11 protein-coding genes are annotated in these 14,800 nt (G+C 59.3%); 6 read left to right on the top strand and 5 right to left on the bottom strand.

The features are described from left to right. Nucleotides 1-9: 9 nt before the first annotated feature. Both BN1012_RS04775 and BN1012_RS04780 read left to right on the top strand, forming a co-directional pair. Nucleotides 10-711 carry a phosphatidylserine decarboxylase gene (locus tag BN1012_RS04775; protein ID WP_420887296.1) on the top strand — a complete coding sequence of 234 codons (702 nt, stop codon included), beginning with the start codon at nucleotides 10-12 and terminating at the stop codon, nucleotides 709-711. Beyond that, on the top strand, nucleotides 708-1,586 hold the full coding sequence (locus BN1012_RS04780; protein WP_081826219.1) for a CDP-alcohol phosphatidyltransferase family protein: 879 nt from the start codon (nucleotides 708-710) through the stop codon (nucleotides 1,584-1,586). The genes BN1012_RS04775 and BN1012_RS04780 overlap by 4 nt, the downstream gene beginning before the upstream one ends. Nucleotides 1,587-1,596: 10 nt before the next feature. On the opposite strand, the gene BN1012_RS04785 is transcribed toward BN1012_RS04780, so the two are convergent. From BN1012_RS04785 to BN1012_RS04805, 5 genes are all read right to left on the bottom strand, one after another. Further along, the gene (locus BN1012_RS04785; RefSeq protein WP_043948740.1) at nucleotides 1,597-4,797 is read right to left on the bottom strand and encodes an efflux RND transporter permease subunit; all 3,201 of its coding nucleotides are present in this window, start codon (nucleotides 4,795-4,797) and stop codon (nucleotides 1,597-1,599) included. Next, nucleotides 4,794-5,900: an efflux RND transporter periplasmic adaptor subunit gene (locus BN1012_RS04790; RefSeq protein ID WP_043948741.1), complete on the bottom strand. Its 1,107-nt coding sequence runs from the start codon at nucleotides 5,898-5,900 to the stop codon at nucleotides 4,794-4,796. The genes BN1012_RS04785 and BN1012_RS04790 overlap by 4 nt, the downstream gene beginning before the upstream one ends. Nucleotides 5,901-5,985: 85 nt before the next feature. Then, nucleotides 5,986-6,546, bottom strand: a complete 561-nt coding sequence (locus tag BN1012_RS04795; RefSeq protein WP_043948742.1) for a PadR family transcriptional regulator — start codon at nucleotides 6,544-6,546, stop codon at nucleotides 5,986-5,988. A gap of 191 nt (nucleotides 6,547-6,737) precedes the next feature. Continuing rightward, nucleotides 6,738-7,904 carry a class I SAM-dependent methyltransferase gene (locus tag BN1012_RS04800; protein WP_043948743.1) on the bottom strand — a complete coding sequence of 389 codons (1,167 nt, stop codon included), beginning with the start codon at nucleotides 7,902-7,904 and terminating at the stop codon, nucleotides 6,738-6,740. A 152-nt stretch (nucleotides 7,905-8,056) separates the two neighbouring features. Next, nucleotides 8,057-10,411: an efflux RND transporter permease subunit gene (locus BN1012_RS04805; RefSeq protein ID WP_043950654.1), complete on the bottom strand. Its 2,355-nt coding sequence runs from the start codon at nucleotides 10,409-10,411 to the stop codon at nucleotides 8,057-8,059. Nucleotides 10,412-10,669: 258 nt separating this feature from the next. Between BN1012_RS04805 and BN1012_RS16660 the strand changes: the two genes are divergently transcribed. The 4 genes from BN1012_RS16660 (at nucleotide 10,670) to BN1012_RS04825 (ending at nucleotide 14,800) form a co-directional block, all read left to right on the top strand. Then, nucleotides 10,670-11,212, top strand: coding sequence for a tellurite resistance TerB family protein (locus tag BN1012_RS16660; protein WP_052534602.1), 543 nt, complete (start codon nucleotides 10,670-10,672; stop codon nucleotides 11,210-11,212). Between the two features lie 102 nt (nucleotides 11,213-11,314). Beyond that, entirely contained in the window at nucleotides 11,315-12,493 is a 1,179-nt protein-coding gene (locus BN1012_RS04815) for a saccharopine dehydrogenase family protein (RefSeq protein ID WP_043948744.1), read from the top strand. A 146-nt stretch (nucleotides 12,494-12,639) separates the two neighbouring features. Then, nucleotides 12,640-13,881, top strand: a complete 1,242-nt coding sequence (locus BN1012_RS04820) for an acetyl-CoA C-acetyltransferase (protein ID WP_043948745.1) — start codon at nucleotides 12,640-12,642, stop codon at nucleotides 13,879-13,881. 64 nt (nucleotides 13,882-13,945) lie between these two features. Beyond that, nucleotides 13,946-14,800, top strand: a complete 855-nt coding sequence (locus tag BN1012_RS04825; protein ID WP_043948746.1) for a crotonase/enoyl-CoA hydratase family protein — start codon at nucleotides 13,946-13,948, stop codon at nucleotides 14,798-14,800.

Here is a 14,800-nt window from a genome sequence, read left to right on the forward strand (position 1 = left end):
GAAGGACTTGTGGTTCTCATGCGCGATCTTTTGGCATTTGTTCCGCCCATGCACCCGGAAGGCCGGCGTTTTGTGCTGATCTTTGCAGCCATCACACTGGTGCTGTTTTGGATCTGGCAGCCCCTGGGATGGATCGGTGTTATCGCCACGGTCTGGTGCGCGTGGTTCTTCCGTGATCCTGAGCGCGTAACGCCGGATCGTCCCGGTCTTGTCATTGCGCCGGCAGACGGCGTCATCAACATGATTGCCCAGGCAGTACCGCCCCCCGAAATGGGGTTGGGCGATGAGCCTCTGACCCGCATCAGCGTTTTCATGAATGTCTTCAACGTTCATATCATTCGCTCGCCGGTGGAAGCCGCGGCCATCCGCACGGCCTACCGCCCCGGCAAGTTCTTCGACGCGTCGCTCGACAAGGCGTCTGAGGAAAACGAACGCTCTTCCGTGCTTTTGCGCACAGGGGGCGGCCGCGAATATTGCGTGGTGATGGTTGCGGGTCTTGTGGCGCGCCGCATTCTGCCTTTCGTCAATCAGGATGATCACCTTGAGCCAGGGGACCGCATCGGTCTTATCCGCTTTGGCAGCCGTGTGGATGTGTATTTGCCCAAGGGGCTGGACCCGCTCGTGAGCGTCGGGCAGACCAGCGTCGGTGGTGAAACCGTGCTGGCGGATCACCACGTGCACGACGACCATCGCCCCGGACGCCGCTCATGAGCCAGGACGACAAACCAACGGCTTCCGGGAGCGAAGCTGCTCCGTCGGGCCGGTCATTGCGGGGCCGCATGCGCAGGTCGCCTGACAAGCGCCCGCAACCGCCGTTGCGCAACCTGCTGCCCAACGTGCTTACCGTGCTTGCCTTGTGTGCAGGGCTGACGGCCATACGCTTTGGACTTGAAGGCCGATACGAGTTTGCGGTGTACGCCATTCTTGTCGCTGCGCTGCTGGATGCGTTTGACGGTCGGCTCGCACGGATGCTCAAGGCACAGTCGAGCTTTGGTGCAGAACTGGATTCACTGGCCGACTTCTTCAATTTCGGCGTTGCACCTGTTCTCATTCTCTACACATGGAGCCTGGATACGCTGGGCGGACTGGGCTGGGTGGCCGTCCTTGGTTACTCCATCGCCTGCGCCTTGCGGCTGGCACGATTTAACGTCGCGACCGAAGACCCGGACAGGCCCGCCTGGACGTCGTCGTTTTTTGTGGGCGTACCCGCGCCAGCGGCAGCCGGATTGGTGATGCTGCCCCTGTATATGGACTTCTCCCAGATCACAACGTTCAACACCTTGCCGTCATTGGTGGCTGTGCATATCGGCGTCGTGGCATTTCTGATGGTCAGCAGACTGCCGACATTTTCAGGAAAACGGCTGCGCCTGTCTGCGCGCCGCGACAGGGCATTGCCGTTCTTGTTGGGAGTGGCGCTCGTTGCAGCGCTGGCCGTCAGCTACCCCTGGAAAACACTGATCGGCATTGCGGCGCTCTATGTGGTCACGCTGCCTCTGGCGTTCTGGCGCTATCGCGTGCTCGAAAAGCGCACGCAGATCGCGCGCGCTTCCCGGGACCGCAATCTCGATGAGCAGACCGGCGACTAGCCTTCAAAGACTATTCCGCCGCTCCACCATATCCCCGCTCGCGCGGTGAGCGGCGGCGAAGCAGATTTTCGACCGTCTGACGAATGTTCAATGAGCTTTCGCGGATCACGGTGGGAGCCGCCAGCATGACCGGTGTCACCACCAGCGTCAGCAGGGTTGCGAAACTCAGGCCCGATATGATCGCCGTGGACAACTGAACCCACCACACAGCCACCGGACCACCATAGGTGACGCTTCTGTCGAAGAAGCCCACATTGATCTGCGTTGCCATGGGCAACAGACCGCAGATGGTTGTGATCGTGGTCAATAGCACGGGCCGCAAACGCTGCCCGGCAGTGCGCAGCACCGCTTCCACCGGCGACATGCCGCGGGCAAGCAGGCCCTGGAATGTGTCAATGAGCACAATGTTGTTGTTCACCACAATCCCGGCCAGAGCCACAATGCCTGTGCCTGTCATGATGACCGAGAACGTATGGCCGGTGATCACCATGCCAAGCAGCACGCCCATGGTGGACATGATCACGGCAGAGAGTGTCAGGACCGAGTGATAGAACGAGTTGAACTGCGTCAGCAGGATGATGAACATCAAGAACAGGGCCGCAATCATGGCATTGCCCAGGAATGCAGCTGATTCAGCCTGGTTCTCATCAGCACCACGGAACCGCACATTGACCCGAGGATCGATATTGGCTTCGTCCGCAATCCAGTCTTTGAGCTCTGTCACCTTGTCATCTGCCAGCACGCCGTTGGTGGTGTTGGCCTTCACATCCATGACTTGAATGCCGTCGATGCGGGTGATTTCGTTCACCTGGCGCGCCGGCTCGCGGGTGATGAAGTTGGACAGCGGCACCAGACCATTGGGGGTCCGCAGCCGCAGCTGGTCCAGCTGATCAATCGAGCGATCTGATTCAGGGAACCGGGCGCGGATGTCCACTTCGTCGTCCGCGTCATCCGGGCGGTACGTCCCGACAAGAATGCCGTTGGTGACCATCTGAACAGTCGCCCCGATCGCAGCCACGTCGGCGCCAAACCGGCCTGCCTGTTCACGGTCGATTTTCAACACCCACTCGATGCCGGGCAGGGGCAGTGAATCTTCAATGTCGATGATGTCCTCAACATTGTTGACGAAGTGGTTCTTCACCTTTTCGGTCATGGCCCGCAAGGCAACCGGGTCGCGTGACGACAGCTGAATCTGAACATCCTTACCCGTCGGAGGTCCGTCCTCACGCTTGCGCACTTCAACATTGATGCCCGGAAGATTGATCGTCCGCTCACGGATTTCATCGAGAATAATCGCGCCGGGACGGCGCTCTTCGTAGGGCGCCAGTTCAATGGAAATCCGGCCAATCATGTCGGCAGGCGCGTCACCACCCTGGCCCGGGCCGCCCTGGCCTGGACCGGTCTGAGCGAATGCTGACGCAACGCCGGACACATCCATCACGATGCTCTCGACTTCGTTGACCAGCTTCAGCATCTCTTCGGTTGAGAGATTGCCGCGGGCACTGACGAGAATGGCAGCCTGTTCGGGCTCAGTGTTCACAAAGAACTCGACGCCATTGTTGAACGAGCCGTAGAGGAAGAAGATGCCGACCAGCACAGCCAGCGTGCCGGCAATGACCTGGAAGGGGCGTCGGATGAGTTTGTCCAGCATCCGCACATAGCTGCCCGTGATGCCTTCAATGGCCAGCACGTCGCCGGTTTCCGTGCCCGACAGGCTCCGCAGGGTGGCCTGGCTGGTGGCTTCTGCCTTGCCAAAGATCGAGCCAAGCACCGGCAGGAAGATCAGCGCTGTCACCAATGATGCGATCAGCACGAAGATCAGGGTCAGCGGCAGATACGACATGAACTGTCCACTCACCCCCGGCCACAGTAGCATCGGCAGGAACGCCGCCAGCGTTGTGGCTGTGGAGGAGATGATGGGCCAGAACATGCGCGACGACGCCGAGACATAGGCCTCCACACGGTCCACCCCCTCGGCCATTTTTCGATCGGCGAATTCCACGATCACGATCGCGCCGTCCACCAGCATGCCCACGGCGAGCAGCAGGCCGAACATCACCATCATGTTCAAGGTGAGGCCGGACAGCGCCAGAAGAAAAAAGCCGATCAGGAAGGACGTAGGGATCGCCACACCAACGAGGATGGCAGAGCGCATGCCCAGCGCCGCAACCACCACGATCATCACAAGGCTGATGGCGGTGATGATGGAGGCCTCAAGGGAGTTGATCGAGCGGTAGATCCAGGACGACTGGTCCTGTGTGTAGGAAATCTTGATGTCCTTGGGCCAGCTAGCGGTTTCCGCGTCGACAATGGCGCGCACCGCATTGTTGGTATTGATGATGTTGGACCCAAGGCGCTTGGTCACCTCGATGACGATGGCAGGGCCACCGTTGAAGCGCGCAAAGCTCTCAGCGTCCTTGAACGTGCGACGGATGTCCGCAATGTCGTCCAGCGTCACAACGCCTTCGCCGGATGATTTGACGGCGAGGCCCATCACGTCTTCGCGGTTCTCAAACAGACCCGGCACCTTGACGTTGAAGCGGCCCTGGCCCGTATCAAGTGCACCTGCGGCCACCAGCTGGTTGTTCAGCGATACCGCATTGATGAGCTCACGCTGGGACACATTGTAGGATTCAAGCTTCACAGGGTCGATCACGACCTCAAGAAGCTCTTCGCGGTCGCCCACAAGCTTGGCTTCGAGCACCGTTGGAACAGCCTCGATGGCATCCTGCAGTTTGCGGGCACGTGCCAGCAGCGCGCGTTCAGGCACGTCGCCGGACAGCGCAACAACCAGCACCGGGAACAGGCTGGCATTGAACTCGGTAATGATCGGCTCTTCCGCCTCAGTTGGGATTTCCGCCCGCGCCAGATCGACTTTTTCGCGCACTTCCTGCAAGGCCTGGTCCTTGTCGAAGGACACATCGAACTCAAGAATGATGCCGGCAAAGCCCTGTGAGGAGAACGCCGTGATCTCCTCCAGCCCCTCAAGCGTCCGCAGCTCCGTCTCCATCGGCTTCACGAGCAGACGTTCCCCGTCTTCCGGCGAAATGCCCGGATAGGGGATCGACACAAAGAAGAACGGGATCGCGATGTCCGGGTCAGCTTCCTTGGGGATCGACAGATAGGACGTGATGCCGGCAAGGACCAGCAGCACCATCGTCGTCAGAACGGTACGTGTACGGCCAACCGATGCTTTGACAAGCGGGTTCATGATTGTGCCTCATCATTTTCCATCGTCACGTCGACAGTCTGCCCGTCGCGCACGAATTCCTGACCGACGGTGATAATGGTGACCTTCTCGGGAAGGCCGCCCACCCACACGCCATCATTGCTGTCCTCAAGAACCGAAACTTCCTGGAAGCGCGCGGTCTTGTCCGCGCTCACCACACGAACACCAATCTCGCCTGAATCATTCAACACAAGGAAGGCCGGCGACATCAGATGCGCCGTCACGGCTTCCGCCGCCACGATGATTTCAGCGGTAATGCCCGCGGGCAGCGCGTTGTCCTTGTTGGGAACTGCCAGCTCAACGCGGAAGGTGCGGGTTTCCTGCTCGGCGGTCTTGGCGATGAAGCGCACAACACCTTCAAGCATCTGGCCGGAGATCAACCGCGCCTGGCCGACGCTGCCCATGGACAGCTTGTCCACATCGCGTTCGGACACCTGACCGACCACAAGGATCGGATCAAGATCAACCACTGTGGCGCAGGGCTGGCTGACGGACAAAAAGTCTCCGATTTCAACAAACCGATTGTCCAGCACACCATCAAACGGGGCCGTGATGCGCGTGTAGCTCATTTCGACTTCCATCTGGCGCACCTGCGCAACGGCAGCGTCATACCCCGCCTTGTCAGCAGCAGCCTGTGTCTCGGACCGGTGGCCCTTGGCCGCCAGCTTCTTGGAGGCGTCATACTGCAACCAGCGCTGTTCGCGCAGGGCCTTGGCTTCGGCAAGCCGGGCGCCACGGGCGTTGACCGACAACCCGCACAGCAGGTCGCCCTTGGAGACATATTCGCCCTTCTCAACAGGCAGCCGTGTCACCGAGCCGGATGTCTCCGCACGGACCTCAACGGCGCGCACCGGTTCCGTGCGCCCGCGAATGACGATGTCGCGGCGCACCGGCTGGGATTCAAACACCCGGGCCCGCACGGACTGGACTTCCTGACCCTCGGTCGGGAAGGCGCTTCCAGATGTGGCTGCAGTTGCTTCGGTTTCGGCTTCCCCATCACCACTGCCAAAGACGCCGGAGGCAATCCATGCGGCAAGTATGAGTGCAATCGCGGCGGCCAATACATAGCTTCGTTTGATGGTCATCGGGCGTTAGGTCCTGGGGGTGGTCGTGGTCAATAAACGGGGCAGTGCGCACAAGCGCATCATCTGAAAAATTTCGGCTTGCGGATCATGAGACCGGCTCCGGGATCGATTTGTCGTCCACCGGATCGTCCTGAGCGCCCGCTTCAATGAAGTGACGGTTGCGTTCCAGAAAATCGATATGCGCCTTGCGCATGGCCAGCCCATAGCGGCGCACAAAGGAGACACCGGCGCTGTCCAGCGGCGCATCGGCCTCTTCAAACTCACGGATACCCTCCCGCGAGCTTTCGATCTGCGTGTCAATGAGCGCGGCCACACGTGACCGGGGCAGCCGGTCGGCGAACATCATCACAAAGGAGAAATCGGACTTGATCTTGTCCTGGCTGACAGGCTGCGCAATGGCAGCATCCAGGGCGTCCCAGCCATCCGCGGTGAGGGAATAGACCTTTTTGTCAGGCCGTTTTTCCTGCGGTTCCGTTCGGCAGGCCAAAAGGCCCTCATCGGTCATTTTGGTGAGGGCCGGATAGATCGAACCAAAGCTCGCATCCATGAAGTGGCGCGAGGGGCCTTGTTCAAACTCTTTTTTGATCTCGTAGCCCGATGCATCACCAAAGGCGAGCAATCCAAGGCACATAGTACGAACATCCATGGCGTCTTTGCTTCCAAAAGCCCGCTTTACGCAAGGGAGCGCGTGAATTATCGGTATATAGGTTCGATATATACCGATCTGCAAGGGGCTTTACGCACGACACCCATAATCGGATTGCATGGCTGGGCAGATTGACGCGTTTTTTCACCAGAACCGCGCGACAGGAGCGCCGGGTCAGCATCAAACCGGCCCTAGGCGGGGCCGCTGAGACTTCTGATCGTCCGAAGGGCGGTCACAAAGCGCACCACCGCGACCTGGCCGGTCTTGAGCGCCGCAATCCGTGCCTGCCAGCGGCGGCCTTCCTCCATCAGCGCATCGACGCCTTCAGGGGGAAGCGGATCGGTCTCTAGGCTCTCCATCAAGCGACGCCAGTCGGCCTCAACAAGCGTGATGTATGACTTGCTAACATTTGCGGTGGACTTCGTTTCAAGCCGTGCCGAGGTGAGATGCTCGGTATATTCCGGCATCGAGTACAGGGTCGGTTTGACAGGTTCCGCGGTGCGCCAGGCCTTGACCGCTGGATTGTCCTCCGCGTCGTTCATCATGACCACGTCGTTGAACACAAAATGGCCACCGCCGCGCAGGCTCGCCCCTGCCTTGGATAGAAAATACTCACGGCCCGGAACAAAACAGAGAACCTCGCGGCAAAACAGCCTGTCGAAGACACGAATGCCGAAATCCGGATCGTCCAGGTCCAGCACCGAGATATCAAAGCCGGCCTGCTGTGCCGACGCGTAACGTTCAATCTCACTTGGCGGGAAAAAACACGTGACCGGTGTCTGGAAGGTCTCTGAAAGCGCCCGTCCCGGACCAAGACAACCCGGCAGAATATCTGCGGCATGGTCACCGGTTTTCGTGTCAGCCACTTTGGCCATGTTCAGGATCACGGTGTCACCACCGGGCAGCGCAAAGTCATCTCCCCAGATACGGGCGCGTATTTTGTCCAGCCATTCGCTATCTGCAAGCGACACCGGCGCCGGCGTGTCTGCAGGGGCCTCGGCCTTTGCCGTGGGAGAAGGTTTGGATTGCTTGGTGTGAATTGCCGCGTCTTTGTCCTGCGGCAACTCAGTGCCATGCCACCACGCCTTGAACCGATCCGGGAACGGCACGTAATTGTCGTCGCTAGCAGGTTTGGCCTTGACCGGCTTTGCCCGTTTGGCCGGGACGGGCCGCTTGGCGGCCTGCCGTGGCGCAGGTGCTTTACGGGCACCGGCCCGCACTTCTGGCCGGGTGACGGTGACAAGATAGCTCTCCAGCGTGCGCGTATGTTCGTCCGGCAGCTTGCGCATGCTTTTGAAACGCTTGATGGCTTCGGGCGACATGCTTTGCAGCGACAGAAGAAATTCCCGTTTCCCCATCGCCTCCAGGTCAGTTCTGCTAATGGTCGCTAAATTCGCCATTTCCCGTGTCCGCACCGGCCAAGCTTCGGCCATATATGCATCGCAAGATTGCACATAGTGGTTAAAGCTCAACTAATGCGGGTATTTAGCCCGTTTTGGCCCCAGTCGGACTAGGCCAGAGCAGGCTTTGTGCCACGCGGCGGGGCCAGTCTCTCCAGCACAGCGGCGAAAGCGGGGAGCCCAACAATGGCGGCCACCATGTTCATCAGGAACATGAAGGCCAGAAGCGCGCCCATATCAGCCTGGAACTTGAGCGGCGAAAGCACCCAGGTGGCCACGCCCACGGCCAGCATGATGGCCGTATAGACAACCGCCATGCCCGTTGACAGCAAAGCACCCTCATAGGCATCCGCAAGGCCAAGCCCCTGTCGCTGGTAATACTTGATCTGGCTGTAGAGGTAGAAGGCATAGTCCACCCCGATGCCGGTTCCCAGAACCAGCACGGGCAGGGTGGTGACCTTAAGTCCGATGCCCAGCACCACCATGAAGACATAGCCAAGGAACGTGGCCAGCAGCAGTGGCATGCAACAGCAGATGACCGCACGCCAGTCCCAGTAGGCCAGGAACACCAGCACAATGATGGTCGCAAAGACATACAGGATCAGTGGTGCTTCGCTTTCCTCGATCACTTCATTGGTAGCCGCAATAATGCCCACGCCGCCCATGCCCAGCCGGATATTGACGATCTCGCTCGGGTTGATGTCCTCGTAAGCCTCAACAGCGGCAACAACAGTTTCGATGGTGGTCGCCTTATGGTCCTGCAGATAGGCGATGATCGGCAGAATGGTGCACCGGTCGTTCAACAGGCCCGTGGTGGTCGGCACGGGTGCGGTGGCGCCGATGAGCTGACGCGAGGTAGGTGGTAGCTCGCGCCATTTGAGACTGCCTTCCGCACCAATCGACTGGAAGTAGCGTGCTGCAAAGGGAAGTGAATCAACCGACACAACACCCGGCACGCCGCCCATATAGAGCGAGAACCGGTCGGCATAGTTCATGGCCGCCGGGTCAATACACCCGTCCGGCTGGGTCTCAAGAATGATGATCAGAACATCCGTGGGCACACTCAGTGCCGTCGCGATATAGGCCGTATCCTGATTATATTTGGAATCCGCTCGCAACTCGGAAGCACCCGGGGTGATGTCACCCACATGCCGTTCGCGGCTGACCATGTAAGCCAGCCCGATGGCAACGAACATCATGGCAGTGACAATCGCAGCAGGCCGTGGCTGCGCGATCTTCGCAATGTAGCTCATGATGCGTTCGCGTTGCGCACGGGCACGAATGAACAGCCGCACCTGCTTGTCGTCACGCGGAATATATGACGCGATCAGAGGCAGCATGATGAGGTTGGTGATGATCTTGAGCGCCACACCGATGGTCGCGACAATGGCAATGTCACGCACAACACCAACCGGGATGAGATAGAGGGTCACAAAGCCCACAAGGTCCGTCATCAGCGCCATGGAGCCGGGCACCAGCAAGCGTCTGAACGTGGCCCGCGCGGCCCCCATGCCGTCGGTCCCCTTGGCAATTTGCGTCGCAATCAGATTGACCTGCTGCATGCCGTGGCTGACGCCGATGGCGTAGACCAGGAAAGGTACCAGAATGGCGAGGGGGTCAAGCGCAAAGCCGATCATGCCCAGAACGCCAAATTGCCACACAACCGATACAAGTGACGAGCCGATGGCAAGCGCTGCAAGGGTGAAGGAGCGGACATACATGAAGACGGCAATGCCGGTCAGCACAAAGGCCAGTCCGAAGAAGGCAACGGCAATGGTCGCGCCTTCGGCAATATCACCGATGAATTTTGGAAAGCCGATGATCAGAACGTCGGTCTTGTCATCAGAAAACGGCGCACGGATTTTCTGCTCCATGATGTCAGCGACTTCCAGCGCCAGATTGGCCGTACTGGAAATGTCGCCGTCACCCGCACCGGCTTCCTGCAACTGAAGCAGAATGATCGACGCTGTTTCATCCAGCGCCACCAGATCGCCATACAGGTCACTGGTGAGAACGCGGTCACGGATGGAGTCCACATCCGCCTGTGTCATCGTGTCGGCGGTGACGTTGCCCGGCACCACGTCTACGAGATCAAAACCCTCTTCATGGATTTCCAGAATCTGGGTGTTGGGCGTCCACAGCGAAATCAGTCTGGCGCGGTCCACGCCGGGGATGTAGCGCGCCTCTTCGGTGATCTGATACAGCTTGCGGAAATAGTCCACATTCCACATGTCGCCGGTCTTGCTGCGCAGGCCAATGACCACAAGGTTCGCGCCGGGCAGGTCCTTTTGGTACTCGAAATAGGTCTGGACGTAGGGATGTTCGAGCGGCACCTGCTTGAGAAAGCCTGCTTCCATCTTGAAGCCCGCGACCGCGAAATAGCCTGTGACAACGGTCAAAAGCGCCATCAGCACCAGCACCAGACGGCGCGACCCGAACAGGAAGTCTTCAATAGCCTGAATCATATATCCCCCGTGGAAGGCCCCGGACCACTCTTTGGGGTCCTTTGAGTCTTCCTTATCCCGCATCGATGCGCCAGATTTCGCAGCGTCACACTGGGATGACACACACTAATCATTGGAGCAACGCCCTTAGCGCGCTAGGATGGCAGCAGGGGCGCATATCCGCAACGATAGTTGAAAGAACGGCTCAAAAAGGCTGCTTTACGCGCCGGGCGGGAGGTCTATCCTGCCCACCCAATCGAAACGCTGGGGAGGCGTTACATGATCAAGTCACTCTTTGCCGCACGGCCCAAGGATCAGGACGGCGCGAAGTCATCACTGGCGGGTCTGTTTTCAAAAATTGCAGACGCACGCAAATCCGGCGCAACAACTGAGTCGGCACTTGAAGGACTCGACCGCACCCAGGCCGCGGCTGCAGTCCTGATGGTCGAAGTCGCCCGTCTGGATACGGATTATTCAGGCAATGAAACAGATCGCATCTGCTCCATCATGCAGCGCGAGTTCGGCTTGACGCTTGATCAGGCCAATGAACTTCTCGATACCGCTGAGGAGCGTCACGAAGAGGCCTACACAAACTGGCTCTTCACCAAGACCATCAAGGAGAAAGCGGGTCTCGAAGAGCGCTCCAAGGTCATGGAGCATCTGTGGGACATCGCTTATGCCGACGGCGAATTGCACGAGCTGGAAGCTGACCTGCTCTTGCGTATCGGCCAGGCAATGGAGCTTCCCGAAAATGAGCGGATCCATGCGCTGGAACGCATGTTCGCCAAGCGGGTGCCGGAGCTCGCCGCAAACCAATCCTGATTTGAACACGTAGACCTAAATCGACAATGCAGGCGTGGGGGCGTGTGCCCTCGCCGTAGCTATTGAAAACAATCACGCACGCCACAAAGGACATTCAAGAGTATGGGCAAGAACAGGGAATTTGATGTTGTCGTCTATGGCGCAACCGGCTTTACGGGCCGGCTCGTCGCAGAATACCTCAACAATCAATATGGCGTCGGCAAGGACCTGAAATGGGCCATGGCCGGCCGCAGCGAAGAAAAGCTCGCTGCTGTGCGTGACGAGATGGGCGTGCCCGCAGATGTGCCGTTTGTTGTCGCTGACGCGTCAGACCCTGCATCCCTGAAAGCCATGGCAGAACGCACCGGCGTTGTTCTGACGACCGTTGGCCCCTACCAGCTCTATGGCAGTGATGTTGTGGCGGCCTGCGTTGCGGCAGGAACCGACTATGTGGATCTGTGCGGCGAAGTGAACTGGATGCACACCATGATCGCGGAGCATGGGGATGCCGCCAAAAAGTCCGGCGCGCGCATCGTCCTGTCATGCGGCTTTGATTCCATCCCCTTCGATCTGGGTGTCTACTTCCTCCAGGAACACGCCAAGAAGCAGCTCGGTGGTGTTGTTCCCCGCGTGAAGACACGCGTGCGCGAAATGAAGGGCACGTTCTCCGGCGGTACGGTCGCCAGTTTCCGCGCAACCATGGCCAGCGTTGGATCGGATCCTTCCGTGATCGAAATCCTGACCAACCCGTTTGCCTTGACAGAAGGCTTCAAGGGTCCCGATCAGCCTGCAGGCGACAAGCCGGTTCACGAAGATGATCTGGGCATGTGGGTGGCACCTTTCGTCATGGCGCCGATCAACACCCGCAATGTGCACCGCTCCAACATGCTGCTTGGCCATGCCTATGGCGAAGACTTCGTCTATGACGAAATGATGATGGCAGGGCCCGGCGAACAGGGTGAAGCCGTTGCCAAGATGATTGCTGGCGACACGTCCATGATGAGCGACGACGCCCCCAAGCCCGGCGAAGGCCCGTCCAAGAAAGAGCGCGAAGAGGGCATGTACAATGTGCTCCTCATCGGCGAGGCCAAGGACGGCAAGAAGATCAATGTCACCGTCACCGGCGACCGCGATCCGGGCTATGGCTCGACCTCCAAAATCATCGCCGAAGCAGCTGTATGTCTGGCCAAGGATGACGTGGTTGAAGCCGGTGGTATCTACACCTCCGCACCGGCCATGGGCATGAAACTGGTCGACCGTCTGGTGGCAAATGCCGGCCTGACATTCGACGTGGATGCCTAGGTAAAATTTCATCCGTGAAAAACCACGGATGACGCGACGTCAAGGGAAAGAGGGATGCGAAGTGACTCGCATCCCTCTTTTGCGTCCGGTACACCACCCCCACATACAAATTCGATAAAACGATCACACAATATGAGGATGAGGAAATGAGCGAAGCATGGATCATCGATGCCTGCCGTACGCCCCGCGCGATCGGCAAGGCTGGCAAGGGCGCCCTGTGGGAACTGCACCCCCAGCATCTGGGCTCAACAGTTCTCAAGGCCGTTGCCGAGCGCAACAGCCTGAAGACCGAAGAGGTTGACGACATCATCTGGGGCACATCCTCCCAGCGCGGCAAGCAGGCCGGTGACCTTGGTCGCATGGCCGCCCTCGACGCTGGTTATGACGTCCGTTCCTCCGGCATGACGCTTGATCGCTTCTGCGGCTCCGGCATCACCACTGTCAACATCGCGGCCGCCAACATCATGTCCGGCATGGAAGATCTGGTCATCGCCGGTGGCACCGAAATGATGTCCCTCAACGGCCAGCCTGGCCATGAATCCATGAGCCCGTTCCTCGACAGTGGCAACGAGCACCTGCGCGACATGCACCCGCAGCCGCACCAGGGTGTCTGCGCTGACGCGATCGCAACGCTGGAAGGCATCTCCCGCGAAGCCGTTGATGACCTTGCTCTGGTCAGCCAGCAGCGTGCCGACAACGCCATCAAGAACGGCCACTTCGACAAGGCGCTTGTGCCCGTCCTCAACATGGACGGCTCCGTTGCCCTCGACCACGAAGAGTTCCCGCGTCCGCAGACGACCCGCGAAGGCCTAGCAGGCCTCAAGGCGTCCTTTGCCGGCATCGCTGACTATGAGCTGGATGAGAAGGGCACGACCTTCCGCAAGCTCGTGCAGCAGGTCTATCCAGATCTCGAAATCAACCACGTGCACCACGCCGGTAACTCATCCGGTGTCGTGGATGGTGCGGCAGCTGTTCTGCTGGCGTCCCCTGATTATGCCAAGAAGAACGGCCTCAAGCCCCGCGCCCGTGTCGTTGCCATGGCAAACATGGGTGACAGCCCGACACTGATGCTCAACGCACCAGTGCCTGCCGCCAAGAAGGTGCTTGATAAGGCCGGTCTCAAGGTTGAAGACATCGACCTGTTCGAAATCAACGAGGCGTTCTCCGTTGTGGCTGAAAAGTTCATCCGCGATCTCAACCTGGATCGCGACAAGGTCAACGTGAATGGCGGTGCCATGGCACTGGGCCACCCGATCGGTGCCACCGGCTCCATCCTCATCGGCACGATGGTTGATGAGCTTGAGCGTCAGGACAAGAAATATGGTCTCGTCACCATGTGCGCTGCAGGCGGCATGGCTCCGGCCATCATCGTCGAACGCATGAACTAGAACAAAATCTCCGGCGGTAGCAGCAGCTACCGCCGGATTTTTATGTCAGCAAGAGGAACATGAGATGAGCGAACGTATGTCTGTATCCATCGACAACGGCGTGGCCGATGTCCGTCTTACCCGTGCTGACAAAATGAATGCCCTTGATGATGCCATGTTCGAGGCCCTCATCACCCGCGGTCAGGAACTGGCCGCCAACCCGGATGTGCGCTGCATTGTCATCTCAGGCGAGGGCCGCGCCTTCTGCGCCGGTCTCGACATGGGCAATTTCGGCAAGATGGCTGATGCCAAGCCGGAAGACGCCGCCCCGACGGGAGGTGCAGGGCGTCTTGAGCAACGCACCCACGGCATTTCCAACCGTCCGCAATATGCGGTCCGCGTCTGGCGCGAAATGCCGGTACCCGTCATCGCCGCCGTTCATGGTGTCGCCTTTGGCGGTGGCTTTCAGGTGATCCTGGGTGCTGACATGCGCTACGTCGCACCGGACACCAAACTGTCCATCATGGAAATCCGCTGGGGCCTTGTGCCCGACATGGCGGGAACCCAGATCATGCGTCATCTCGCCCGCGAAGACATTGTCCGCGAGCTGACATATACGGGCCGTGTCTTCTCAGGTGAAGAAGCACTGGAATACGGCTTTGCCACCCGCGTTGAGGCAGACCCGCTGGCCGCAGCACTCGCCACCGCCCGCGAGATCGCGTCCAAAAGCCCATCGGCCATCGAAGCCTCCAAACGTCTTCTCAGCGCAGCAGTCTATGCAGGCGAAGAAGAAGGTCTCGTGCTTGAATCCGTTGAGCAGGATGCCCTTATCGGCAGTGCCAACCAGACCGAAGCCGTCATGTCACAGCTTGAAAAGCGCGACGCCAACTACGCGCCCGCGCGCGAAGCCGGTGCGCCGACGCTCAGCAAGGCGGGCTGA

This window comes from Candidatus Phaeomarinobacter ectocarpi, assembly GCF_000689395.1.
GTDB lineage: Bacteria > Pseudomonadota > Alphaproteobacteria > CGMCC-115125 > CGMCC-115125 > Pyruvatibacter > Pyruvatibacter ectocarpi.

Excerpts from the sequence above, each read along its gene's own strand:
- BN1012_RS04780 (WP_081826219.1), top strand. The coding sequence starts at position 708 with ATGAGCCAGGACGACAAACCAACGGCTTCCGGGAGCGAAGCTGCTCCG.
- BN1012_RS04785 (WP_043948740.1), bottom strand. The coding sequence starts at position 4,797 with ATGAACCCGCTTGTCAAAGCATCGGTTGGCCGTACACGTACCGTTCTG.
- BN1012_RS04790 (WP_043948741.1), bottom strand. The coding sequence starts at position 5,900 with ATGACCATCAAACGAAGCTATGTATTGGCCGCCGCGATTGCACTCATA.
- BN1012_RS04795 (WP_043948742.1), bottom strand. The coding sequence starts at position 6,546 with ATGGATGTTCGTACTATGTGCCTTGGATTGCTCGCCTTTGGTGATGCA.
- BN1012_RS04800 (WP_043948743.1), bottom strand. The coding sequence starts at position 7,904 with ATGGGGAAACGGGAATTTCTTCTGTCGCTGCAAAGCATGTCGCCCGAA.
- BN1012_RS04805 (WP_043950654.1), bottom strand. The coding sequence starts at position 10,411 with ATGATTCAGGCTATTGAAGACTTCCTGTTCGGGTCGCGCCGTCTGGTG.
- BN1012_RS16660 (WP_052534602.1), top strand. The coding sequence starts at position 10,670 with ATGATCAAGTCACTCTTTGCCGCACGGCCCAAGGATCAGGACGGCGCG.
- BN1012_RS04815 (WP_043948744.1), top strand. The coding sequence starts at position 11,315 with ATGGGCAAGAACAGGGAATTTGATGTTGTCGTCTATGGCGCAACCGGC.
- BN1012_RS04820 (WP_043948745.1), top strand. The coding sequence starts at position 12,640 with ATGAGCGAAGCATGGATCATCGATGCCTGCCGTACGCCCCGCGCGATC.
- BN1012_RS04825 (WP_043948746.1), top strand. The coding sequence starts at position 13,946 with ATGAGCGAACGTATGTCTGTATCCATCGACAACGGCGTGGCCGATGTC.